Below are 23,018 nucleotides of genomic sequence, written 5' to 3'. Positions count from 1 at the left end.
TTTCGAATGAATTGCTTTTGCGCCCGAATTTCACGAATTTTAAAAAAACTATAAAGCAAAACCCGACAAAAGCATCCTTTTATGGGCAAAACTATCATAATCTCAAATCGACTACCCGTTCAATTGCAAATCAGCAACGGAAAGATTAATGCAGTGCCCAGCGTGGGGGGATTGGCTACAGGAATGAAATCCGTTCATAGTGGCGGCGAAAGTCTTTGGATTGGTTGGTCGGGACTTACCGATGAAGAAACGCCTCACGAATTGGACCAGAACATTGATGATGCCCTTAAAGAACACGGATGTGCAAAGGTTAGTTTAAACGCACAAGAGGTGGAGGGGTTCTATTTTGGATTTAGTAATCGAACGATATGGCCACTATTCCACTATTTTATGGAATATTCTGAGTTTGAGCTGGACTTCTGGAATACCTATAAAGCCGTAAACCAAAAGTTCGCCGATGCAATCATAGAAAAATCAAATGATGATGATACTATTTGGGTCCATGATTATCAGCTTATGCTGGTGCCACAAATGGTTAGGGAAAAACGACCTAAGACGTCCATCGGATTCTTTTTGCACATTCCATTTCCATCCTATGAGATTTTCAGGACCCTCCCTTGGCGTAGAGAGGTGCTTGAAGGGTTGTTGGGTTCTGACCTTATCGGGTTTCACACCTATGACTACGAACGCCATTTTTTGAGTTCGGTAAGAAGAATTTTGGGACTGGAGGTAAGTTTCAACGATATTTTTATGGACAATAGGGTCATCAAAGTAGATTCCTTTCCAATGGGAATCGACTATAGGAAGTTCAAAAATGCCGCCCTTGACCACGATAAAAACCAGAAAAGTGACCTGCAAGAGCGACTGGACAGTCATAAAGCGTCCGCTCCGGACACCAAACTTATTCTTTCCATTGACCGATTGGACTATAGCAAGGGCATAGCGAAACGCATTAACGCCTTTGAGTATTTTTTAAACAAATATCCAGAATACAAAGAAAAGGTGCGTTTAATCATACTGGCCGTCCCGTCTCGTTCCAATGTTCCCCAGTATCAGCTTTTGAAAAGAGAAGTTGACGAATTGGTGGGACGAATCAACGGTGAGATTTCCACAGTCAATTGGACTCCGATATGGTACTTCTACCGATCATTGGGTTTTGAGAGCTTGATTGATCTATACACTACTAGCGATATCGCTTGGCTTACACCCTTGCGTGATGGCATGAATCTGGTCGCCAAGGAATACATTGCCACAAGAACCGATAAAACCGGTGTCCTCATTTTAAGTGAAATGGCGGGTTCTGCTTACGAAATGAACGAAGCATTGTTGATAAACCCAAATAATTTTGAACAACAGGCAGATACCCTGAAAAGGGCCATAAACATGCCTGAAGAAGAACAAATGGCACGAAATACCTTTCTTCAAAATCGATTGGAGCGCTATAATGTAGAAGTCTGGGCCAATGAATTTATGAAAGCTTTAAAACAGAAAAGTAGTGTGGTCCGTAACACCTTTGTTGCAAAAAAAGTGTCGGATGGTGTATTACAGAAAATGAACAAAAAATACAATCAAGCCAAAAAACGCTTGTTGTTTCTCGATTATGATGGCACTTTGGCGGGATTTCACAAAGATCCCCAAAAAGCCTCACCAGATGATGAGCTATATGTGCTTCTAGACAAAATCAATAACCAAGAAAACACAACCCTGTTCCTGATCAGTGGGAGGGATAAACAGACCTTCGGTCGCTGGTTTCTTCATAAGAGGTATAACATGATTGTAGAACATGGGGTTTGGATCTCGAAAAACGGTCAGGATTTTAAAATGTTGGAAAAAGTAAAAGGCGAATGGATGGAAAAAATCCGGCCCGTACTGGAATCTTTTGTGGATAGGACACCAGGATCTTTCGTGGAAGAAAAAAACTATTCCCTCGCCTGGCACTATCGAAACACCGACCCCGATTTCGGCGAGAAACGGGCATCGGAACTGGGCACAGTGCTAAGGAGTCTTATCGGTAATGACGATATTAGTGTGCTCAACGGCAATAAGGTCATGGAAGTAAAAAGTAGCAATGTAAACAAAGGTAGGGCCGCGGTACGAATACTGGGTGAGGAAGATTATGATTTTGTATTTGCAATTGGTGATGATTGGACAGATGAATATATGTTTCAGGAGCTTCCAGATACTTCCATAACAGTGAAAGTGGGCTTCCAAAAAACACAGGCCAAATACTATGTGGAAAACACCAAACGCGTAAGGGAACTATTAAAACAATTTGCACAAGCATGATCTATCGATTATTTATCCTTTTAGGACTTTTTGCCATCACAGATTCTATCGCACAAGGCAACACAGAAGTATACCTCTTTGACTTGGAGTGGCAGGGAAATGTCCCTGCCCTTTCCAATCCCAAAAACATCTCCAACAATCACGGATACGATAACCAACCTTCCTTTTGGAATGATGACACCGTTTTGTTCTCATCCACACGTGCAGACCAAACAGACATTTTGCGATTCAACATAAGTAAGGGAAGTACTTCTCAGTGGATTTCAAACACTCCTACCGGAAGTGAATATTCGCCATTGCAAATTCCGGGTTCGCAGAACATATCGGCCATTCGATTGGATTTGGACGGTTTGCAAAGACTATATGAATACGATTTGAACACCGGGGAATCAAAACCCATCACCGATTTGAAAATTGGTTATCATATCTGGTACAACGATCATATTCTTGTTTCTTCAGTATTGGCAGAAAATCGTTTGGACTTGGTGGTGACCAATCTAAAGGACGGCACCAACTATACCCATCAAAAAAATGTGGGGCGTTCTTTGCACAGAATACCGGACACAGAGCTTGTTGGTTTCATCAGCAAAGAAAAGAAAATTTGGGAGATCAAATCTTTTAATCCAATTTCAGGAGCCACCAATGTTATTGCAGAGACCTACAGAAATGAAGAGGATATCTGTTGGTTGAACAAGAACACTTTGCTTACCGGAGCGGGTAAATCACTTTTAACGTTCGACACACAGTCTGGGATTGAATGGGAACCGTTAGTTCGTTTTGAACAAGAAGAAATCAACAACATCTCTCGCATCGCGGTCAATAAAAGTAAGACTCGGTTGGCTTTTGTAGCAGATGAATCTCCCAAAGTGATTGTTCAAAAACAACTAGAAGCCTATAATGCCCGTGATCTTGATGCGTTTATGGATACCTATTCCGAAAACGTCAAACTGTTCAATTTTCCCAACACCCTTTTTCTGGAAGGCAAAGAAAAGATGCGTGAACGTTACGGTTCTTTTTTTGAGAATACACCCGACCTACACTGCGAGATAAAAAACCGGATCGTAATGGGTAACAAGGTCATTGATGAGGAGCTGGTAATGGTCAACGGTTCTTATATCAATGCTGTTGCCATTTATGAAGTTGATAATGGTGAGATTGTCAAAGTCACTTTTTTACGGTAATTTACGTCTGTGAAGTTGCTACACAACATGAACCGTATTGAAGCTTTCAGCGATGGTGTCTTCGCCTTTGCGGCCACCCTTATGGTGGTTAATTTTGATATTAACGACAATTTCCAAATTGATAAGTCATTAGGGGCTGGGTTTTTGAGTTTTGCAGTAAGTTTTTTTGTTTTGGTGGCCTTGTGGTGGTTGCATTACAATTTTTTCAGAAGAAGTAACTACATGGACAACTGGATTATTGCAATCAACTCCATCCTCCTGTTTGTAGCCTTATATTATGTTTTTCCACTAAAAACCATGGTACAGTCATGGATGGGCGAAGGTGGTGTGAATTCAATGGCAGACCTGTCCTATCTTTTCACCCTTTATGGTGTGGGATTTTTGCTGATATTCACCTGTTATGCCTTGATGTATTACAGAGCCTATAAAAAGTCCAAGTCCGTTCAAAACTCTTTGGTGCTTTTCTTTTATGCTAAACATTTTGCAATTTTTGTACTGGTTGCCTCAATTTCTATATTGTTTTCCATTTTAAAAATTGGAATGGGCTTTGGTTTCCCAGGATGGATTTACTTCCTGATAGGTCCCCTATGCTTTTGGCATTCCAGTTGGTTCAATAAAAAACACCCCAATATTTTATGAAAAAAATCACCTTTCTTATTTGTGTTTGGTTCATTAATTCCTATTCACAAACCGATTCAAGAATTTACGAAATCATCAATGCGGTGTCGGCTCAGCGTATTGAAAAAGATATTACCACCTTGGTAGGTTTTGGCACACGGCATACGCTGAGTGACACAGTCTCGCAAACTCGTGGTATTGGGGCAGCCAGAAGATGGATTAAATCCGAGTTTGACAAAATCTCATCGGATTGTAACGACTGTCTTGAGGTTTTTTATCAAAAAGATTTGGTAAAGGAAGGAGAAGGCAGAAGAATCATCAAGGATGTTTGGGTGGTCAACGTGGTTGCTATCCAACGGGGTACCAAATACCCAAACCGCTTCATCATCATGAGTGGTGATATTGATTCGCGTGTTAGTGACCCTGTGGATTTTTCCTCCGATTCACCCGGGGCCAATGACAATGCCAGTGGAATGGCTGGGGCCATCGAAGCGGCCCGCGTCCTTTCCAAATATCAATTTGAAAGCAGCATTATTTACGTAGGCCTTTCAGGAGAGGAACAGGGGCTATATGGTGGCAGGGGTCTTGCGGCTTATGCCAAAGAAAATGGTTGGGACATTATGGGCATCCTGAATAATGATATGATCGGTAACATCTCGGGTGTGGATGGCGTGGTCAGTAACCGTGATTTCAGAATCTTTTCGGAACCTGTTCCTCCAACCGAAACGGAAGATGAAAGGCGTGCACGGCGATTTTATGGAGGTGAAGTGGACGGAATTTCAAGACAACTGGCGCGTTATGTGCACAAAACCACAAAAACGTACATGCCCGAAATGAATCCCATGCTCATTTATCGACTAGATCGATTTGGACGGGGTGGCCACCACAGGCCTTTCAACGATGCAGGTTTTGCCGGAATACGTATTATGGAAGCTCATGAGAACTACACCCAACAACACCAAGACATTCGGATTGAAGATGGTATAGCATACGGCGACGTTTTGGAACATGTCAACTTTGATTACGCCAAAAAATTAACTGCCGTCAATGCCATTTCCCTGGCCTCAATTGCTTGGGCCCCTCCTGCTCCATCCACAGTGGAAATTGGAGGAATTGTGGAACCATCTGCCAAGCTGAAATGGAGCAGCGTAAACGGTGCCGCTGGATATAAGATTTACTGGAGGGATACAACTTCCCCCACTTGGGATAATTACAAATATGTGGGTAATTTTACTGAACACACCTTGGACGGCATAGTTATTGACAATTATTTTTTCGGCGTGGCATCCGTAGGCAAGAACGGACATGAAAGTCCAGTGGTTTTTCCGAACAAGGTTTTTAGATAGATGAAATGCCAACGTCACGCAGTTCAAACTCATTAGAAAATCCATATGAAGTACTTTTTTGCAATCACCATGTTCTTCGTCCTAGGTGGATTTTTTGCCTCAGCCCAGAACTTCACAAGACAAGACATGCTCAGGGGCAGTATTACACCGGAACGGGAATGGTGGGATTTGAACTACTACCATCTCAATGTAAAGGTAGAACCCGAAAAACAATTCATTTCTGGAAGCAACACGGTGCGATACAAGGTATTGGAAGAAGCAGAAACGCTTCAAATAGATCTACAAGAACCCATGAAAATTGCTTCTATTACCCAAGATGGGGAACAACTGGATTTTGAATCCGAAGGACCTGCCCACTTCATCAAGTTGAAAAAAAAGCAACACCCCGGCGAGTTTAACCAGATTCATATCGAATACTCCGGTCACCCCAGAAAAGCAATCAGAGCACCTTGGGACGGTGGTTTTTCATGGAAGCAAGATGAGAACGGGAATCCTTTTATAGCTACTTCCTGTCAAGGTTTAGGAGCTAGTGTGTGGTGGCCCAATAAAGACCATATGTATGATGAGGTTGACAGTATGCGAATCAGTGTAACCGTACCAAAAGACTTAATGGACGTTTCCAACGGAAAGTTGGAGAAGGTGGACGATAATGGAGATTATAAAACATTTCATTGGGCTGTTTCCAATCCCATTAACAATTATGGTGTTAACATCAACATTGGCAATTATGTTCATTTTAGTGAAGAATACGAAGGGGAAAAAGGCACCTTGGATTTAGATTATTATGTGTTGCCTGAAAATTTGGAAAAGGCCAAGGAGCAATTCAAGCAGACCCCAATGATGATGGAAGCCTTTGAACATTGGTTTGGCCCATATCCTTTTTATGAAGATGGTTTTAAACTAGTGGAGGTTCCCTACTTGGGTATGGAACACCAAAGCTCAGTCACCTACGGCAACGGTTATCAGAATGGCTATTTGGGTAGGGACCTTTCAGGTTCAGGTTGGGGGTTGAAGTTTGACTTTATCATCATCCACGAAGCAGGACATGAGTGGTTTGCCAACAACATTACCTACAAAGATATCGCTGACATGTGGATTCATGAGGGATTTACTGCCTATTCTGAAAATCTGTACTTGGATTATCACTTCGGAACCAAAGCAGCTGCGGAGTACGTGATTGGAACCCGGGCCAACATCCAAAATGATCGTCCCATAATTGGACCCTACAATGTCAACCAACGCGGCTCGGGAGATATGTACTACAAAGGAGCCAACATACTCCATACCCTTAGGCAACTGATTGAGGACGACGAGCAGTGGCGACGAATTTTAAGAGGTCTCAATACTGAGTTTTACCATCAAACTGTCACTACGAAACAAGTTGAGGACTATATCAGTGAAAAGACAGAAAAAGACCTATCCGCATTCTTCAACCAGTATCTGAGGACCACAATGATTCCCAAATTGGAATTTAAGTTGGAAGGAAACTCCATCACCTACCGCTATGTGGACATAGTTGCAGATTTTGATATGCCCATTCGTGTTTTTACCGATGACCAACAAGAACAATGGCTATTCCCCGGCAAAGATTGGAAAACGGAAGAGTTAAAAGGTGATACGTTGATTTTTGATGTGAACTTTTATATTGAAACGGAAAAAATCTGATTTGAACCAGCTTGCCGAACACTATTTTAAAAATGATGATGAATGGCGCGAGTGGCTCCATGAAAACCATGCCACTTCCCCTGGGGTCTATCTAATTTTCTATAAGGTTGAGCACAAAAAAGAAAGCATGCGATGGGAAGAAGCGGTACGTGTAGCCCTTTGCTACGGTTGGATAGACAGTACCGTAAAAAGCTTGGGGAACGGAAAACGCCGACAGTACTTTTGCCCTAGAAAACCCAAAAGCGTTTGGAGCAAGATCAACAAAGACCACATCAAAGACCTTAAAGCAAAAGGGTTGATGCATCCAAGTGGCTTGAAGGCCATTGAAATCGCAAAAGACAATGGCTCATGGACCGCCTTGGATGATGTAGAGAACGGAGTTATCCCTGGAGATTTGCAACAAGTATTTGATACAAACAAGAAAGCTTTTGAAAACTTCCAAAGTTTTACTAAAGGCCAGCGCAAGAGCTATTTGTATTGGCTAAATCAGGCCAAGCGCGAAGAAACCCGCTCCAAAAGGATTTTGGAAATTGTTTCCCTGTCCGCGCAAAACATAAAATCCAGAAACCTTGGCGGCAGCTAGTGCCTTAACAACCCTTTAAGAATTCCAAAACCCCTTTTACTTATCTTTAAGCGACTAATTAACTTCCAAAAATGAAAAAGCCAATTTTACTAGTGGTGCTATGTACATGCATCAACCTCTTTTCCCAAGAAAAAAAAGATGATCATAAATGGGATGTGAGCAATCCTGAAGGTGATTTCAACTATCAAGAACACGCTTTTACAACCAATGAAGGTACTTGGATGAATTTGGACGTAAGTCCCGATGGAAAAACCATTGTTTTTGATCTAATGGGTGATATTTATGCCATACCAATTACAGGAGGGAATGCAAAAGCACTGCGAACGGGCATCCCTTTTGAAATCCAACCACGTTTTAGTCCAGATGGCTCCAAGATTTCATTTACCAGTGATGCCGGAGGTGGTGATAATATCTGGATTATGGATGCCGATGGTTCCAATGCAAAGCAAATTACGAATGAAGATTTTAGGTTGCTCAACAACCCGTATTGGATGCCCAATGGGAACTATTTAGTGGCTCGAAAGCATTTTACTTCACAACGATCTCTCGGTGCCGGCGAAATTTGGCAATATCACATTACAGGGGGTTCAGGACTACAGCTCACCAAACGGAAAAATGACCAACAAGACGTTAACGAACCCTGTATATCTCCAGATGGTCGGTATTTGTATTATAGTGAAGACATGTATCCAGGTGGTTTTTTCCAATACAATAAAGACCCAAACAAGCAAATCTATGTAATCAAACGCTATGATTTTGAAACTGGTAAGACCATTACGGTAACCGGTGGTCCGGGAGGAGCGGCCAGACCACAAGTATCACGGGATGGAAAATTGCTTGCCTTCGTCAAAAGAGTGCGTACCAAATCCGTGTTGTACCTTCACGATCTGCAAACTGGAGAGGAATGGCCCCTTTTTGATGACCTCAACAAGGACCAACAAGAAGCGTGGGCCATCTTCGGAGTGTACCCCAACTTTAGTTGGATGCCCAACAACAGGGAAATTGTTTTTTGGAACAAGGGTAAAATCCACAAAATTGATATTAAGACCTTAGAAGTTGTCCCAATTCCTTTTAAGGTAGATTCAAAAATTAAAATAGCTGAAACACTCAGGGTCAATTCTCTGGTCGCTCCGGATCAATTCACGGCCAAGGTTATTCGGCATGCGATCACCTCTCCCGATCAAAAAACTTTGTTGTTCAATGCTTTGGGGTACTTGTGGACTAAAAAACTGCCCAATGGAACGCCAAAACGCCTAACGAAGGGAACAGATTTCGAATTTGAACCTGCCTTCTCACCAGATGGTAAAACGATTGTTTTTGTTACCTGGAATGACGAAAATTTGGGTGCTATTCATAAAATATCTGCCTCTGGAGGAACCACAACTACCATAACATCAGAAAGGGGAATCTATAGGACCCCTACGTTTAGTCCCGATGGGCAACAAATCGCCTACAGAAAAGAACCCGGTAACCAAGACCAAGGTTTGTCCTTTGCAAAAAAGGCCGGAATCTATACCATGAATGCTGACGGTTCCAATAAAAAATGGATTGTTCCAGATGGCGAATATCCCATGTTCTCTAAAAATGGGCAACGGATTTTTCATCAAACAGGAGGCACCTATTTTGGTAGTTTGACCAAGGAACTTAAATCGGTCAATTTGAATGGGAAAGATGAACGGTTGCATGTAAAATCCAAATATGCCAACCGCTTGGTCCCCAGCCCAGACAACGAATGGATTGCTTACACCGTTCTGCACAAGGCCTATGTTGCACCTTTGGTGCTTAATGGGAAAGAAATTGATCTGGACAACAAGACGAAAGCAGTGCCAGTTTCCCAAATTTCCAAGGATGCTGGAATCAATCTGCACTGGTCTGCAGATAGTAAAAGAGTTTTTTGGACCCTTGGTGATGAATATTTTGCCAATAATATCAAAGATCGGTATACGTTCCTCCCGGACTCTCCCGAAAAAGCGGCCAAAATGGATAGTGTAGGAATCAAAGTGGGCTTGGTTCATAAAACGGATAAACCATCGGGCAGAATTGCCTTTACCAACGCACGAATCATCACTATGGAAGGTGATGAGGTCATAGAAAATGGGACCTTAGTAGTAAACGAGAACAAGATTGAATATTTAGGAAATGCCAATGAAATCAATATTCCATCCAATACAAGAGTATTTGATGTGTCGGGAAAGACCATCATGCCGGGAATTGTGGATGCTCATGCCCATGTGGGCGGTTTCCGTTACGGACTCACTACCCAAAAACATTGGCAATTGTTTGCCAATTTAGCCTTTGGAGTAACCACATCGCATGATCCATCAGCCAATACCGAATCCATTTTTGCCATGTCTGAGTTGATCAAAAGTGGTGATATGGTGGGGCCACGATTATATTCCACAGGAATCATCCTTTATGGTGCGGATGGCGATTTCAAGGCCGTAATCAACAATTTGGACGATGCCCGTTCTGCCATTAGAAGAACCAAGGCTTTTGGCGCCAAATCCGTAAAGAGCTACAACCAACCTCGACGAGATCAACGTCAACAAGTAATGCAAGCAGCAAGGGAATTGGGTATCAACGTAGTTCCCGAAGGAGGGTCGACCTTTTATCATAACATGACCATGATTATGGATGGTCATACCGGAGTGGAACACAATATTCCCGTAGCACCTGTATACAAAGATGTTTTTGAATTATGGAAAACCACTAATTCAGGGTATACGCCCACATTGATCGTGAATTATGGTGGTATAAATGGTGAATACTGGTTCTATCAGAAAGACAAGGTTTGGGAAAATGAGAAATTGTTGAAGTACACCCCAAGAGGTTTGGTCGATGCACGTTCTCGCTACAGAACCATGATACCGGACGAAGAGTATGAAAACGGCCACATCTTGGTTTCCAAAACCGCCGCCGCCCTTGCCAATGAAGGAGTAAAAGTAAATATGGGGGCACATGGTCAGCTTCAAGGATTGGGTGCCCATTGGGAACTTTGGATGTTGCATCAAGGCGGAATGACCAATATGCAGGCGTTACAAGCGGCTACCATCAATGGGGCCAACTATATTGGGGCTGGAAACGATATCGGCTCCCTAAAAGTTGGAAAACTGGCTGATTTGATTGTTCTTGACAAGAACCCATTGGACGACATCCGAAACACCGAAACGGTAAAATATACGATGGTGAATGGCCGTCTGTTTGATACCGAAACCATGAATGAAGTTGGAAACACCGAAGAAACACGAACTAAATTCTGGTGGGAAAACAATAAGTACAATGCAGCATTTCCATGGCATGAAGATGTACAAAGTTTCACCAGGCCTGGATGTGGATGCCATATTGGACACCACTGATTCCCAAAAACTAAACGCAAACTAAACACATGAAAAAGATTATTTTCCTTTTTGCCCTATTGGCATCAGTTACCTTTTCAGCACAAGAATTTTCCATGGATTTGGTCCAGGATATGAAACCCAGAAACATTGGTCCCGCAGGAATGAGTGGCAGAGTAACTGCTATAGATGTGGTACACTCCAATCCTGACATTATGTATGTGGGAACCGCTTCTGGGGGGTTATGGAAGTCTACATCCGGAGGCATCAAATGGCAACCGATTTTTGATGAAGAAGTCACTGCCTCCATCGGTGCTTTGGCCATTCAACAATCCAATCCCTCCGTGATATGGGTAGGAACCGGAGAAGGAAACCCGAGAAACAGTTTGAACGGGGGCTATGGTATCTATAAATCCTTGGACGGCGGCAAGAGCTGGAAATCCATGGGATTGGAAAAAACAAGACATATCCACAGAGTAATAGTTGACCCCTCAAATCCTGATGTGGTTTATGTGGGAGCCATAGGCTCTCCTTGGGGAGAGCATCCGGAACGCGGAGTTTTTAAGACTACTGACGGTGGCAAAACCTGGAAAAAAATTCTTTTTGCAAACAACAGAACAGGAGTGGCCGACTTGGTCATGGACCCAACAAACCCCAATAAACTAATTGCCGCTTTATGGGAGCACAAGCGGGACCCTTGGTTCTTCAAATCGGGAGGAACTGGTAGTGGTCTTCATATAACCCATGATGGTGGTGCCACCTGGAACAAAGTATTAGAAGAAGATGGATTGCCCAAAGGCGAATTGGGCCGTATTGGTATTGCCATCGCTAGAAACAAACCCAATATCGTGTACGCTTTGGTAGAGGCCAAAAAAAATGCCCTGTATAAATCTGAAGACGGTGGGTTCAAATGGAAAAAAATCAACGACAAGAACGATATCGGGAACCGTCCTTTTTATTATTCTGAAATTTATGTGGATCCCGAAAACGAAAATCGGGTGTATTCCATTTTCACTTACGTGAACGTATCAGAAGATGGTGGTAAAAACTTTAAACAATTGATGCCGGCCTACCAGGTGGATAATGGAGTGCATCCAGACCATCATTCTTGGTGGATTCATCCCGAAAATGGTCAGTTCATGATTGATGGCAACGATGGTGGCATGAACATCACCAAAGATGGTGGGAAAAGTTGGCGCTTTATCGGCAATTTGCCCGTAGCCCAGTTCTATCATATTAATGTGGACAATGAATATCCGTATAACGTTTACGGAGGCATGCAAGACAACGGTTCCTGGCGTGGGCCTGCTTACGTATGGCGTGATCAGGGCATACGCAATAGCTACTGGCAAGAGATTGCTTTTGGTGATGGTTTTGATGTAGTTCCCGACTTGGACGACAGTCGATATGGATACGCCATGAGTCAACAGGGCTATGTGAGACGCTATGATTGGAAAACAGGCAACAATTACACGGTACGTCCTACCCCACCTGATGCGGAAACGGAATTGAGGTTCAATTGGAATGCCGGTATTGGACAAGATCCCTTTGATAATGGCACGGTTTATTTTGGAAGTCAATTTGTCCATAAATCCACAGATAAAGGATTGACTTGGGAAGTTATTTCGCCGGATTTGACCACTAATGACCCTGAAAAACAAAAACAAAGCGAAAGCGGCGGACTTACCATGGACGCCACTGGGGCGGAAAACCATTGTACCATTTTGGTTGTTGAGCCCTCCGTTGTCGAAAAGAACATGCTTTGGGTAGGCACCGACGATGGTCGGGTGCACTATACCCAAAACGGTGGAGCCACATGGACCGAAGTCACCCAAAACATCAAGGGATTGCCAAATGGCAGTTGGATTGCACAAATAAAAGCCTCCAAAAACAACAAAGGAGAAGCTTTGTTGATTGCCAATGATTATCGTAGGTTCAATTATACTCCCTATGCTTACAGGACCAAGGATTATGGAAAAACGTGGACCCGAATTGTGGATCAGAATGATGTAGCAAGTTACACGCTCTCCATTGTAGAAGACACAGAAAACTCCAATCTCATGTTCTTGGGAACCGATGACGGGCTATATGTTTCCTTCAATGCCGGGAACTATTGGCAAAAATGGAACAAAGGTTTCCCAACGGTCTCCACAAAAGATTTGACGATTCAACCTAGGGAAAACGATTTGGTAATTGGAACTTTTGGAAGGGCAGCTTGGGTATTGGATGATATTAGGCCCCTAAGAGCTTTGGCCAGTGACATGTCCATTCTACAAAAAGAAGTTAGCCTCTTTAAAAACCCCGATGCTTATTTGGCCGCCTATCAGCAACCTACTGGAAGTAGGTTTGGAGGTGATGCCCTTTATAATGGTGAAAACAGAAAAGAAGGAGCCATGATCACGTACTATCTGAAAGAGGGCAAGAAAGACCTCAAAGATGAAACCAAAGAGGAGGAAAATGAAGATGCCAATGGGAATGGTGAAGACTCGGAAAAAGGTGAAAAAACAAAAGACTCCCTAATCTTCAAATTCTATAACGGAGACCGATTGATTCGAACGTTGAAACAGAAGACCCCAAAAGAAGCCGGATTCCACAGAATTTATTGGGAGTTGGATGAAAAAGGTCCAGATACTCCTTCAAGAAAAATCAGTAAAAAGAGAGAAGAGTCAGGCGGAATCAATGTGAAACCAGGAACTTACAAAGTGGTAGTCCATTATGGAAACGTGTCCGACTCTACACAGATCACGGTTAAGACCGACCCAAGGTTGAACGTTTCCATGGCATCCATTAATGAGGTGTATGCGATAGGCAAAAAACTGGAAAGCTATACCCAAACTGCTGCCGATGCTGTAAAACAATTAGTGGAGAGCAAAGATTTGGCCAACAAATTCCAAAAGGAATTGAAGGATTTGGACAAAGAAAAGTTCAAGGAACAAATCAAGGCCTCCAAGAGTGTTGTAAAAGAAATTGACTCAATAGTTGCTCTTTATATTGGAAAAGAAGACAAACGCCAAGGAATTACCCGAAATCCCGAAACTTCGGTAATAAGACGATTGAACACAGCCAATTTTTATGTAAACAGCCGTAAATCAGGAATAACAAAGACCGAGGAACGTCTCGTTGAGTTTGCAAAGGAGGAGCTTAAAACAGCGTTGAACAAAACCAACGATTTTTTTAACGAAAAATGGAAGCCCTATCGAGAATCTATTGAATCTCTGGATATTTCACCGTTTAAAAAAACGGAAACCTTTAGTTTGGATTGATGATAAAAACCCATAAAATAATAGGGGCCTGTGTTGTTTTGGTTATGGGCACTCTAAGCTTGAGTGCACAGACTCCAGGAGAAGAAGAATGGGGGACCTGGTATATGTATTTTGGGACCAATAGGATTTCTGAAAAACTGAGCATCCACTCGGAGGGACAATTTCGTTATTACGAAGTTCCCGATAATTTCAACCAACTACTGCTCCGTACCGGTTTGAACTATCATATTGATTCCAATGCCATGGCCACTGCTGGCTACGCCTTTATCAAGACAGATGTAAGTTTCAATGAACCGGAAGGTGCTTTTGACAGTAGAGAACATCGAATTTTTCAGCAGTTCATTTTAAGAAACAAAGTCTGGAAGCTGCTTTTTGAGCATCGATATCGGCTTGAGCAACGTTTTCTTGATTTTGGTCCTAGCAGGGACACACAGCACCGGGCCAGATACCGAATTCAGGTTACGCTACCCCTATCCGACATCTTTTTTCTGAATTTTTATGATGAGCTATTCATCAATTTACAAGACAGTCTATTTGGGCAAAACAGGCTTTATGGTGCCGTTGGATTTCATATAAATAAAATTAGCAGCGTTCAGTTGGGATATTTGAGAAATCAATTTACCAATGCTGTTTTTGACCGTTGGCAGATAGGTTTCTTTTATAATCCCGACCTAAGGGGTATCTTTAAGAAAAAAGAGGTGAACTGACCAGCCAAGTTTGGAAGACTTTCTTTCATAGTTCGGATTACAGATTCGCCTTGTAAACAAAAAGTTTTTGTCATGGGGCTTCAAAAAGTGAATTTCAAAAATAAAAGCGGACAAACCTTGGTGGGTCGATTGGAGTTGCCCGTGGACCAACACCCTCACAACTTTGCGGTCTTTGCACATTGTTTTACCTGTACCAAAAACCTACTTGCGGTCAAAAATATTAGCAAGGCACTTACCTCCAGCGGGTTTGGAGTCTTGCGCTTCGATTTCACGGGCTTGGGGGAAAGTGAGGGTGACTTTGCCGAAACCAATTTTTCAGGCAATGTGGAGGATTTGATAGCAGCAGCTTACTATCTGGAAGACAATTATGATGCTCCTACCCTTCTCATCGGACATTCCCTTGGTGGTGCCGCTGTAATTTTTGCTGCAGCACAAATACGCTCCATCAATGCGATTGCCACCATTGGAGCTCCATCCAGTCCCGTGCATGTAAAACATCTGTTCAAGAGTGATTTGGAAGAAATCCAGAAAGAAGGAGAAGCTACGGTCAATCTTGGCGGACGCGATTTCAATATAAAAAAGCAATTTGTGGAAGATTTGGAAAACAAATCCTTACCGGAAACTGCAAAAGCGTTGCGAAAGCCGCTACTAATTTTGCATTCTCCGCAAGACGATACCGTTGGCATTAAAAACGCGGAAGAAATTTATGTGGCAGCACACCACCCCAAAAGTTTTGTTTCCTTGGACGGGGCGGATCATTTATTATCCAGAAAAGAAGATTCCCATTACGTGGGCGAAGTAATTTCAGGATGGGCCAAACGCTATTTGGACATTAAAGACGGTCCTAAAAGTGCTTTGTCCACCAAACATCAGGTGGTGGCCAGTTTGGACGTAGAAGATGGCTTCACTACTTCCATGAAAGTAGGCAACCATTATATGGTGGCCGACGAACCTGAAGATTTCGGGGGTAATGATTTTGGTCCATCACCTTATGCACTAGTGTCGGCAGGGCTATCAGCCTGTACCGCAATGACCATCCAAATGTATGCAAGGCGAAAAAAATGGTCCTTGGAAAATGTAGAAGTGCACACCTCCTACGATAAAACCCATGCCGAAGATTGTCAAAACTGTGAAACGGACAGTGCCAAAATTGACACCTTCCACAGGGAAATCCAGTTGACCGGTGATTTAGATGCCAAGCAACAGGAACGGATCATGCAAATTGCAGATAAATGTCCTGTGCATAAAACACTGCATAGCCAAATTCAGGTAATAAGCAAATTGGTTGAATAGACGAAGCCTACATGCGCATGTGCAGAATATCAAAATAGTCCAACTCCAATTCCAGAGCGGACCGATGTATTTTTCGCAGTGATTTTATATAGTTATGTTGGTCGATATACCCCAAAAACTTTTCCTTTTTTAACCGTTGATAGCCCTTGCAAAAAGAACGTCGCTTGTTGCAATAGATGAAGAATTTGATATACTTGGATACTTGCTCGGACAAAACAAGGGTATTTTGCTTATTTATAACTCCTCTGAAAATAACGGGATAATTCTCAGATCATTATATTAACATACCATTAAACCCTTGGTAATCAACAATGGAACTATAAAATAATTGACACCTCCACGAATTATGATTATCTTAGGGGAAAACCTAAAAATACCTACAATGGAGAAAATAAAAGCAGTAGTCTTAGGACTGTTATTGATTACAGCGTTTAGTTGTAAAGAAGTAAAGAAAGAGGCGGAATCAACCGCGGACGCGGTAGAGGAAACAGTTGAAGAAGTCGTTGAGAAAGTAGAGAAAAAGACGTTGACCTTTACCATGGAACCCAAAAGTGATAGCCAAGTAAAAGGTGAAGTCTCCTTTACTGAAGAAAATGGAGTGGTTGTTATGAAAGCCTCCTTTACTGGCCTTACACCAGGTGAACATGCAATCCACATCCATGAGAAGGCCGACTGTTCTTCTGATGATGGAAAATCTACTGGCGGACACTGGAACCCAACCTTCCAGCCTCATGCAAAGTGGGGTGCCGAAGGTGGATACCACAAAGGAGATATTGGCAACTTTGTTGCGGATGCAGATGGTAACGCCACTGTGGATTTTGCCACAAACGAATGGTGTATAGGCTGCGATGATGAAACCAAAAACATTGTCGGAAAAGCCGTTATTGTGCACCAAGGAGTTGATGATTTTACCTCACAACCCAGTGGGGCTGCAGGTCCAAGAATCTCTTGCACCGGAATTATACAATAGCAAGTACCTAAATTTTTAATGAAAAAGCCGCAGATTGCGGCTTTTTTGCTTTCTGAACGTTGGATATCCCTTTATCTACTATGGATGTCATAATTTTCCGTAACCAGTTACGGAATTTTATATATTTGTAGCTAAAATATCTCCATGCACAACGACTTTCTTACCGAATTGAGCCATCTGGGTTTCACCGCGCGTATGAAAAGGATGAATGAAAAAATAGCCTCTTCCACGGTAGAACACTACAACCGATTGCAGTTGACCATAGAGCCAAACTGGCATGTTGTTTTCTTGCTTTTAAAAGATAGGAATAGACTTACGGTAACGGAAATGGCCACTGTATTGGGCTTTTCACATCCTGCATTGATCAAAATAACCCGCAAAATGAAAGCCCATGGATATTTGGATAGTTTTAAGGATTCCAACGATGCCCGAAAAACGATAATCCAACTTTCCAAAAAAGGTAAAACTGCATTGAAGGATTTTGAGAGGGAATGGTTTCGGATAGAAGAAATACTAAAAGATTTGGTGCCTGAAAGTTTTCTTGAACAACTTGACAGCTTGGAACGAAGGTTTGAAGAAAGAAGCTTCAAAGAACGCTATGATGAACACTTTGGAGCAAAGCGGCATTTTATTATCAGAAATGTAAAACCATCCGAATTAAAAGCAGTTGGTCAGTTGATGGTCAATGTATATTCCAATTTGAAGGGATTTCCAAAACCAGATGAACAGCCCTCCTATTATGACTCTTTGGCCAATATTGGTTCGTTCACCAAAAATCCAAATACTGAACTTTTGGTGGCGGTAACTACTGAAGAAAGACTTTTAGGTGCTGTACTCTATTTTGACGACATGCAGTACTACGGTTCTGGAGGTACGGCACCAACGGAAAAAAATGCTTCTGGGTTTCGACTTTTGGCAGTGGCTCCCTATGCAAGGGGATTAGGGGTGGGAAAGGCATTGAGCAAAATTTGTATTGAAAAAGCCAAAAGTTTCGGCAATCAACAACTCATTATCCACACCACAGATTACATGAAAATTGCATGGAAAATGTATGAAAAATTAGGTTTTGAGAGGTCTAAAGATTTGGATTTCAACCAAGGTGAGTTAAAGGTGTATGGATTTCGATTAAATCTCGCCTACTGACACTGACATAAAAACGGCTTGGGAATTCCAAGCCGTTCTTGTTTATAATCTGACCTAAATCCTATCCTATTATAGTTTCACGCCAACGCCAAAACCAAAAATCCATGGATTAATGTCCACGTCAGCATCCACAGTGGCTCCAAGTGCGGTGGTTGCATCCACAGTGGCCCTCGTGTTCAAAAACAATTTTTTAACATCCAAGTTCAAGAACCATTTATCATTGAGCATGAAGTCAAAACCACCTTGAAGCGCAAAACCAAGGGCTGTATCGTATTCCACGTCATCGGCAACAGGTCCTTCATCCACTCCATAAAAGAGGGTCAGATTTACCCCGGCACCCAAGTATGGTACAAAATCACTGCCTGTAAAATGGTATTGGCCCGTTAATGTTGGAGGGAGCAACCACACATGTCCCAAATCTATATCGCCCGCAGCAGTCCCTACGGCCTCTACATCGTGCTTGGCAGTGGCCAGAATCAGTTCCACAGACCAGTTTTCATCAAAGAAGTAGGAGATGTCCAACTCAGGTACAAAAGCGGTGGAAATGTCCACATCTCCGCCAATGGCCTCAATATCCGCGCTTTCATCTGGAGTAACGACAATTCCTCGCAATCGAAATTGCCATTTGCTTCCATCATTGTCATCTGAGGCATTTTGGGCCAATGCGAGGTTTGCAAATCCCATTAAAAAAGCTATTGCAATTGTTACAGTTTTTCTCATCATATTGTGTTTTAAGGTTCTGGCAAAATTACCTTCCACTTTTTTTAAGGAATATGATGTTTATCATTGTAGGCGTTAGGGTAAAAAAAAGCTTTTCTCCATATACCGTTGTATTCGAGCTTTTAATGCTTTTTTTGAGGTTTCATGGTGCCTAAGCTAACTGCTAAGAGTGGAACTAAGTTCTAAAAATCAATCTTAAAACCACTTCTTACGTTTGAATATAAGGATGGTGATCAGGGCAACAAGGAACATAACGCCCAATAGCATAAAATATCCGTTGGTCCAATTTAACTCGGGCATATGGTCAAAGTTCATTCCATAAATTCCAGCCAAAAAGGTAAGAGGAATAAAAACTACCGAAAAAATGGTCAAGGTCTTCATAACCTCATTCAATCTATGTCCTTGAACACTGAAAAATAGATTGATCTGACTTTCCAATTCCTGAATATCCGATTCTATTTCGTTCAATAGCCCATTGATTTGTTCCCTGAGCTCATTAAAATATTTGGTCTGGAACCCTTTTACTTCTACACTGTCCAACTTTACCACAATATCCCGCAATCCGTGACCTGCCTTTTTAAATTGATGGATGGTTGCTTTTTTTTGCTCCACTTCCACCATAAACTGGGGAGTAGGCTCTTGTTTTGTGGTATATACCAAATCCTCTATAATGACCAGTTCCTTGTACTTCTGCTTATAATTGTTCACGATGGTTTCCAGGATAAAAAAGAGTAGGTAATCGGCTTTCTTTTTTCGAATGATCCCTTTATTGTCAAAAATTCGTTGCCTGATCCAATCAAAATGGTCACCCTGTTTTTCTTGAATACACCAAACAAAGTCTTTGGCCACTACAAAGAACATCTGCTCTGCTTCCAGTTCATTGTCTTCAGTCTTTAAAATCCGAACGGCCAAAAAAAGTTGATCCTCGAGTTCTATTACCTTGTTTCCCAAATTGGGGTTCAGCAATAACCTAAGTAGAAAATCATCAAGTTCATTGCCCAAAACAATCTGCCTGAATTCATCCGGATAGTCCAATCCATAAGTATTTACCCAGGTTATCGTTTTATCCGTCTTAGACAGTTGGCTGTCATTTTCCATGGAAAACTTACGGTCATAGTAGCTTTCAAAGGAATAATTGATTACCCATGTATTGTTTTCAAATTCTGTGGCCATCGCATTAAAATAAAAAGGGTTATTCGTAGTTTAGAGCAATAAGTTAAGTCAAATTTAGCAAGTATAGCCTATGGTTGATATCATGTCTTTTAAAACGGAAGTTCTTTTAACTGCGGTTTTGTTGGTCTTCATCTTTGTTGTGAATTCACTTGGCAAACGTGCCATACGGCGATTTGGCAGGCTAAGTTCCATCGATATGAACAACCGAAAAATTATTTTTTATCTGCATAACCTGTTGTTCTATGGTCTAGCCTTAGTAGGTCTTTCTATAATTTGGGGGGTTAATCTCCAAGATTTCTCTGTTTTCCTTTCCTCTATTTTGGCCATTTTGGGTGTCGGTTTTGTGGCCCAGTGGTCCATACTTTCCAATTTAACTGCAAGTGTCATCCTCTTTTTTAACCACCCGCTACGTTTGGGCGACCGCATACGAGTGCTGGACAAGGATTTTGATTGGACAGGAAAAGTGGAAGACCTCAGTGGTTTTTATCTTTTCATGAGAACCGATGATGGGAGGAGAATTACCATACCTACCAATTTAGTGATTCAAAAAGGTATAGAAATTCTTCAGCCGGAAGAAGAGTCGTCACAATTGGATACATAAAAAAGCAACCTTTTTTTAATGGTAAAGGCCACTTTATTTCCATAAAGTAGCCTATTTTGCCTTACTTTGAGTTATAATTTTTCCCATGAACCCATCTGCTTCCGGTTGGATAAATAAGTTTGGACACCTTGTAGTTCATAAATCCAAGGCTTTTGAGAGCTTTGAAGACCTCTATCTCCAGCTTAAAAACAATGGGTTTGTCTACGGAATTCATTTGGAAATTGCCAATTTCATTGATGTAGAGCACTCGCTCACTGAAGATGAAGTGGCCAAAATCAATTTGCTTACCGCGCTATACTTTACCCATTTGTTCGAAACGGGGAAAAAAGACTTTGACACTTTTGTCAATACCGTTTTCGGTTATTACCAATCCTTGGATGTGGGTAAAATTTCTTTTTTGAACAAAATATTGAGTGGTACGCATACGGCATCACAGCTGGAGAAATTGATAGATTCAAGAATTTATTTGGGTGGCAATGCCTTTAGCCGAGCTTTTGGAAACAGCCTTACCAACTCGTTATTGTTTGTTGATATCTTGATCTTCCAGCATTATCTGAACAATCCTGGAAAAACCATGCAGCATGCCCAATTACTGGAGTATGCTACCATGAATATTGTCTACAAAGCCCTAAGTTCAAAAAAAACACATGAAACCGATGAGAAACTCATCCAACTTTTAGATGCCTCGCTGACCTATGTGAACTTGAATGAAAACGAATTTAATGGCTCTTACACCGAGTTGCTAAGGAAGAACTTCACCAAGTATGAGAAAGATTACTTTTTGGATATGGCCTGTTTGACGATTTGGGAAGATAAATCATTGGACCGTACCGAAACCGATTACATTTTAGGACTTGGAAAAGACTTGGAAAAATCCAAAAAAGAAGTAAAATCAGCTGTAAGTTTTATTCAAGATTTTTTTGAAAAAAATGCCCCGAGGGTATCCTACTTAAACGATAAAAATTTAGCGCTTCAGTTCTACGAAGGCATGTCCAAAAGTGTAAGTAAATTGATTCTGAGAAACAGCAAAAGACTCAAAAAAGAGCTCGCAGAAAGTCGTGAATTGGTTGCACTTTTATCCAAGTCCACGGTAAAGGATTTGGATCCGGAAGAAAGGAAAAAAGTACAAAAACAATTGATTGATGTTTTTAAGAGCATCCCTTCCTTGGCCATTTTTATGCTACCAGGTGGAGCCGTTTTGCTGCCCATTTTTATCAAACTAATCCCCAAATTACTTCCTTCTGCTTTTGATGAAAACCGCGTAGAGGATTCTTAAAAATTTTAGCCCGAAAAATCAGCTATAAGGAAAATTTATAGTTATTTTTTAAACTAATCAATAAATTGATTTCCAGATTTTTGATTAATTTTATTCCAACCATAACTTAAAGTCTCTTACGCGTTCTCTGCTCACAATTATTTCTTGCTCATCAAACCGATTTAGATTTATTTTTAACCGAGAATTGGTGTAAGCTACTATGTCCTTTATATGGTTCAAGTTCACATAAAACTTTCTACTGACCCTAAAGAACGTTTCTGGGGACAACTCCTCTTCCAATTGCTCAAGGGTGGTATCCAACAAATAATTTCTACCGTCGGAAGTGGCCGCATAGGTTCCTTTGTTTTCACTATAAAAACTTTCCACATCATCGGCATTTAAAATTTTTAGATGCTGACCCACCTTCACCGTAAAACGTTTTTTGTATTCCCGTTCCAAAGGATTCACCAAAAGCTTTTTTATGTCTTCAAAATCGATGGAAATTTGTTGCGATCCCAACTTAAGATTTCGGTATTTTTTGACGGCTCTTTCCAGCTCTTCATCATCAATGGGTTTTAGCAAATAATCGATGCTGTTCAACTTGAAGGCCTGCAATGCATATTCATCAAAAGCAGTGGTGAAAATAACGGCACTTTGCACCTCTACCATATCAAAAATTTCAAAAGAAAGCCCATCTGACAATTGAATGTCCAGAAAAATGAGATCGGGATGTGGATTGTTCTGAAACCATTCAATGGATTCATCGACGGAATGGAGCATTATGGATACTTGTACATTCAGTTGCTCCAGCAACCTGTTCAGTCTTCTTGCTGCTGGTTTTTCGTCTTCTATGATAATTACGTTCATTTTTGTCCCTTT

The 23,018-nt window shown here is 41.6% G+C and carries 18 protein-coding genes; 14 read left to right on the top strand and 4 right to left on the bottom strand.

Translation table 11 applies throughout. From position 1 onward, the window contains the following. Positions 1 to 81 precede the first annotated feature (81 nt). The 10 genes from GTQ34_RS01480 (at position 82) to GTQ34_RS01435 (ending at position 16,277) form a co-directional block, all read left to right on the top strand. Positions 82 to 2,286, top strand: a complete 2,205-nt coding sequence (locus GTQ34_RS01480) for a bifunctional alpha,alpha-trehalose-phosphate synthase (UDP-forming)/trehalose-phosphatase (protein WP_166521984.1) — start codon at positions 82 to 84, stop codon at positions 2,284 to 2,286. Further along, entirely contained in the window at positions 2,283 to 3,467 is a 1,185-nt protein-coding gene (locus GTQ34_RS01475; protein WP_166521983.1) for a nuclear transport factor 2 family protein, read from the top strand. The genes GTQ34_RS01480 and GTQ34_RS01475 overlap by 4 nt, the downstream gene beginning before the upstream one ends. A 9-nt stretch (positions 3,468 to 3,476) precedes the next feature. Next, positions 3,477 to 4,106 carry a TMEM175 family protein gene (locus GTQ34_RS01470; protein WP_166521982.1) on the top strand — a complete coding sequence of 210 codons (630 nt, stop codon included), beginning with the start codon at positions 3,477 to 3,479 and terminating at the stop codon, positions 4,104 to 4,106. Continuing rightward, entirely contained in the window at positions 4,103 to 5,431 is a 1,329-nt protein-coding gene (locus tag GTQ34_RS01465) for a M28 family peptidase (RefSeq protein ID WP_166521981.1), read from the top strand. The genes GTQ34_RS01470 and GTQ34_RS01465 overlap by 4 nt, the downstream gene beginning before the upstream one ends. A 45-nt stretch (positions 5,432 to 5,476) precedes the next feature. Then, on the top strand, positions 5,477 to 7,096 hold the full coding sequence (locus GTQ34_RS01460; RefSeq protein ID WP_166521980.1) for a M1 family metallopeptidase: 1,620 nt from the start codon (positions 5,477 to 5,479) through the stop codon (positions 7,094 to 7,096). Beyond that, positions 7,077 to 7,679, top strand: a complete 603-nt coding sequence (locus GTQ34_RS01455; protein WP_235914944.1) for a YdeI/OmpD-associated family protein — start codon at positions 7,077 to 7,079, stop codon at positions 7,677 to 7,679. Before GTQ34_RS01460 ends, GTQ34_RS01455 begins: the two co-directional genes overlap by 20 nt. Positions 7,680 to 7,750: 71 nt before the next feature. Next, positions 7,751 to 11,035, top strand: a complete 3,285-nt coding sequence (locus GTQ34_RS01450) for an amidohydrolase family protein (protein WP_166521979.1) — start codon at positions 7,751 to 7,753, stop codon at positions 11,033 to 11,035. Positions 11,036 to 11,064: 29 nt separating this feature from the next. Then, a complete protein-coding gene (locus tag GTQ34_RS01445) occupies positions 11,065 to 14,277 on the top strand; it encodes a WD40/YVTN/BNR-like repeat-containing protein (protein ID WP_166521978.1) in 3,213 nt (1,070 codons plus the stop codon). Next, complete coding sequence (locus tag GTQ34_RS01440) at positions 14,277 to 14,984, top strand: DUF2490 domain-containing protein (RefSeq protein ID WP_166521977.1); 708 nt, start codon at positions 14,277 to 14,279, stop codon at positions 14,982 to 14,984. Before GTQ34_RS01445 ends, GTQ34_RS01440 begins: the two co-directional genes overlap by 1 nt. Positions 14,985 to 15,056: 72 nt before the next feature. After that, entirely contained in the window at positions 15,057 to 16,277 is a 1,221-nt protein-coding gene (locus GTQ34_RS01435; RefSeq protein WP_166521976.1) for a bifunctional alpha/beta hydrolase/OsmC family protein, read from the top strand. A gap of 7 nt (positions 16,278 to 16,284) precedes the next feature. On the opposite strand, the gene GTQ34_RS01430 is transcribed toward GTQ34_RS01435, so the two are convergent. Beyond that, positions 16,285 to 16,491 carry a hypothetical protein gene (locus tag GTQ34_RS01430; RefSeq protein ID WP_166521975.1) on the bottom strand — a complete coding sequence of 69 codons (207 nt, stop codon included), beginning with the start codon at positions 16,489 to 16,491 and terminating at the stop codon, positions 16,285 to 16,287. Positions 16,492 to 16,659: 168 nt separating this feature from the next. Between GTQ34_RS01430 and GTQ34_RS01425 the strand changes: the two genes are divergently transcribed. Next, the gene (locus GTQ34_RS01425; RefSeq protein WP_166521974.1) at positions 16,660 to 17,247 is read left to right on the top strand and encodes a superoxide dismutase family protein; all 588 of its coding nucleotides are present in this window, start codon (positions 16,660 to 16,662) and stop codon (positions 17,245 to 17,247) included. 144 nt (positions 17,248 to 17,391) lie between these two features. Then, positions 17,392 to 18,390 (top strand): bifunctional helix-turn-helix transcriptional regulator/GNAT family N-acetyltransferase, encoded by a 999-nt coding sequence (locus GTQ34_RS16780; RefSeq protein ID WP_235914943.1) that lies wholly within the window; start codon positions 17,392 to 17,394, stop codon positions 18,388 to 18,390. A 69-nt stretch (positions 18,391 to 18,459) separates the two neighbouring features. On the opposite strand, the gene GTQ34_RS01415 is transcribed toward GTQ34_RS16780, so the two are convergent. Further along, a complete protein-coding gene (locus GTQ34_RS01415) occupies positions 18,460 to 19,110 on the bottom strand; it encodes an OmpW/AlkL family protein (protein ID WP_208103807.1) in 651 nt (216 codons plus the stop codon). Positions 19,111 to 19,305: 195 nt separating this feature from the next. After that, entirely contained in the window at positions 19,306 to 20,283 is a 978-nt protein-coding gene (locus GTQ34_RS01410) for a CorA family divalent cation transporter (protein ID WP_166521972.1), read from the bottom strand. An 82-nt stretch (positions 20,284 to 20,365) separates the two neighbouring features. Here GTQ34_RS01410 and GTQ34_RS01405 point away from each other — a divergent pair, with 82 nt between their 5' ends. Together GTQ34_RS01405 and GTQ34_RS01400 are read left to right on the top strand one after the other, a co-directional pair. Further along, positions 20,366 to 20,884, top strand: coding sequence for a mechanosensitive ion channel family protein (locus GTQ34_RS01405; RefSeq protein WP_235914942.1), 519 nt, complete (start codon positions 20,366 to 20,368; stop codon positions 20,882 to 20,884). 85 nt (positions 20,885 to 20,969) lie between these two features. Beyond that, the gene (locus tag GTQ34_RS01400) at positions 20,970 to 22,160 is read left to right on the top strand and encodes an LETM1-related biofilm-associated protein (RefSeq protein WP_166521970.1); all 1,191 of its coding nucleotides are present in this window, start codon (positions 20,970 to 20,972) and stop codon (positions 22,158 to 22,160) included. A 90-nt stretch (positions 22,161 to 22,250) separates the two neighbouring features. On the opposite strand, the gene GTQ34_RS01395 is transcribed toward GTQ34_RS01400, so the two are convergent. Beyond that, the gene (locus GTQ34_RS01395) at positions 22,251 to 23,006 is read right to left on the bottom strand and encodes a LytR/AlgR family response regulator transcription factor (protein ID WP_166521969.1); all 756 of its coding nucleotides are present in this window, start codon (positions 23,004 to 23,006) and stop codon (positions 22,251 to 22,253) included. Positions 23,007 to 23,018 lie beyond the last annotated feature (12 nt).

The sequence above is a fragment of the Flagellimonas ochracea genome (assembly GCF_009903685.1).
GTDB classification, from domain to species: Bacteria; Bacteroidota; Bacteroidia; order Flavobacteriales; family Flavobacteriaceae; genus Flagellimonas; species Flagellimonas ochracea.
The sequence above is the reverse complement of the archived record's forward strand: the minus strand, read 5'-3'. Positions and strand labels throughout refer to the sequence as shown.

Bases quoted from the DNA above. Each gene is read 5' to 3' on its own strand.
- GTQ34_RS01480 (WP_166521984.1), top strand. From the start codon at position 82: ATGGGCAAAACTATCATAATCTCAAATCGACTACCCGTTCAATTGCAA.
- GTQ34_RS01475 (WP_166521983.1), top strand. From the start codon at position 2,283: ATGATCTATCGATTATTTATCCTTTTAGGACTTTTTGCCATCACAGAT.
- GTQ34_RS01465 (WP_166521981.1), top strand. From the start codon at position 4,103: ATGAAAAAAATCACCTTTCTTATTTGTGTTTGGTTCATTAATTCCTAT.
- GTQ34_RS01460 (WP_166521980.1), top strand. From the start codon at position 5,477: ATGAAGTACTTTTTTGCAATCACCATGTTCTTCGTCCTAGGTGGATTT.
- GTQ34_RS01450 (WP_166521979.1), top strand. From the start codon at position 7,751: ATGAAAAAGCCAATTTTACTAGTGGTGCTATGTACATGCATCAACCTC.
- GTQ34_RS01445 (WP_166521978.1), top strand. From the start codon at position 11,065: ATGAAAAAGATTATTTTCCTTTTTGCCCTATTGGCATCAGTTACCTTT.
- GTQ34_RS01440 (WP_166521977.1), top strand. From the start codon at position 14,277: ATGATAAAAACCCATAAAATAATAGGGGCCTGTGTTGTTTTGGTTATG.
- GTQ34_RS01435 (WP_166521976.1), top strand. From the start codon at position 15,057: ATGGGGCTTCAAAAAGTGAATTTCAAAAATAAAAGCGGACAAACCTTG.
- GTQ34_RS01425 (WP_166521974.1), top strand. From the start codon at position 16,660: ATGGAGAAAATAAAAGCAGTAGTCTTAGGACTGTTATTGATTACAGCG.
- GTQ34_RS16780 (WP_235914943.1), top strand. From the start codon at position 17,392: ATGCACAACGACTTTCTTACCGAATTGAGCCATCTGGGTTTCACCGCG.
- GTQ34_RS01415 (WP_208103807.1), bottom strand. From the start codon at position 19,110: ATGAGAAAAACTGTAACAATTGCAATAGCTTTTTTAATGGGATTTGCA.
- GTQ34_RS01410 (WP_166521972.1), bottom strand. From the start codon at position 20,283: ATGGCCACAGAATTTGAAAACAATACATGGGTAATCAATTATTCCTTT.
- GTQ34_RS01405 (WP_235914942.1), top strand. From the start codon at position 20,366: ATGTCTTTTAAAACGGAAGTTCTTTTAACTGCGGTTTTGTTGGTCTTC.
- GTQ34_RS01400 (WP_166521970.1), top strand. From the start codon at position 20,970: ATGAACCCATCTGCTTCCGGTTGGATAAATAAGTTTGGACACCTTGTA.
- GTQ34_RS01395 (WP_166521969.1), bottom strand. From the start codon at position 23,006: ATGAACGTAATTATCATAGAAGACGAAAAACCAGCAGCAAGAAGACTG.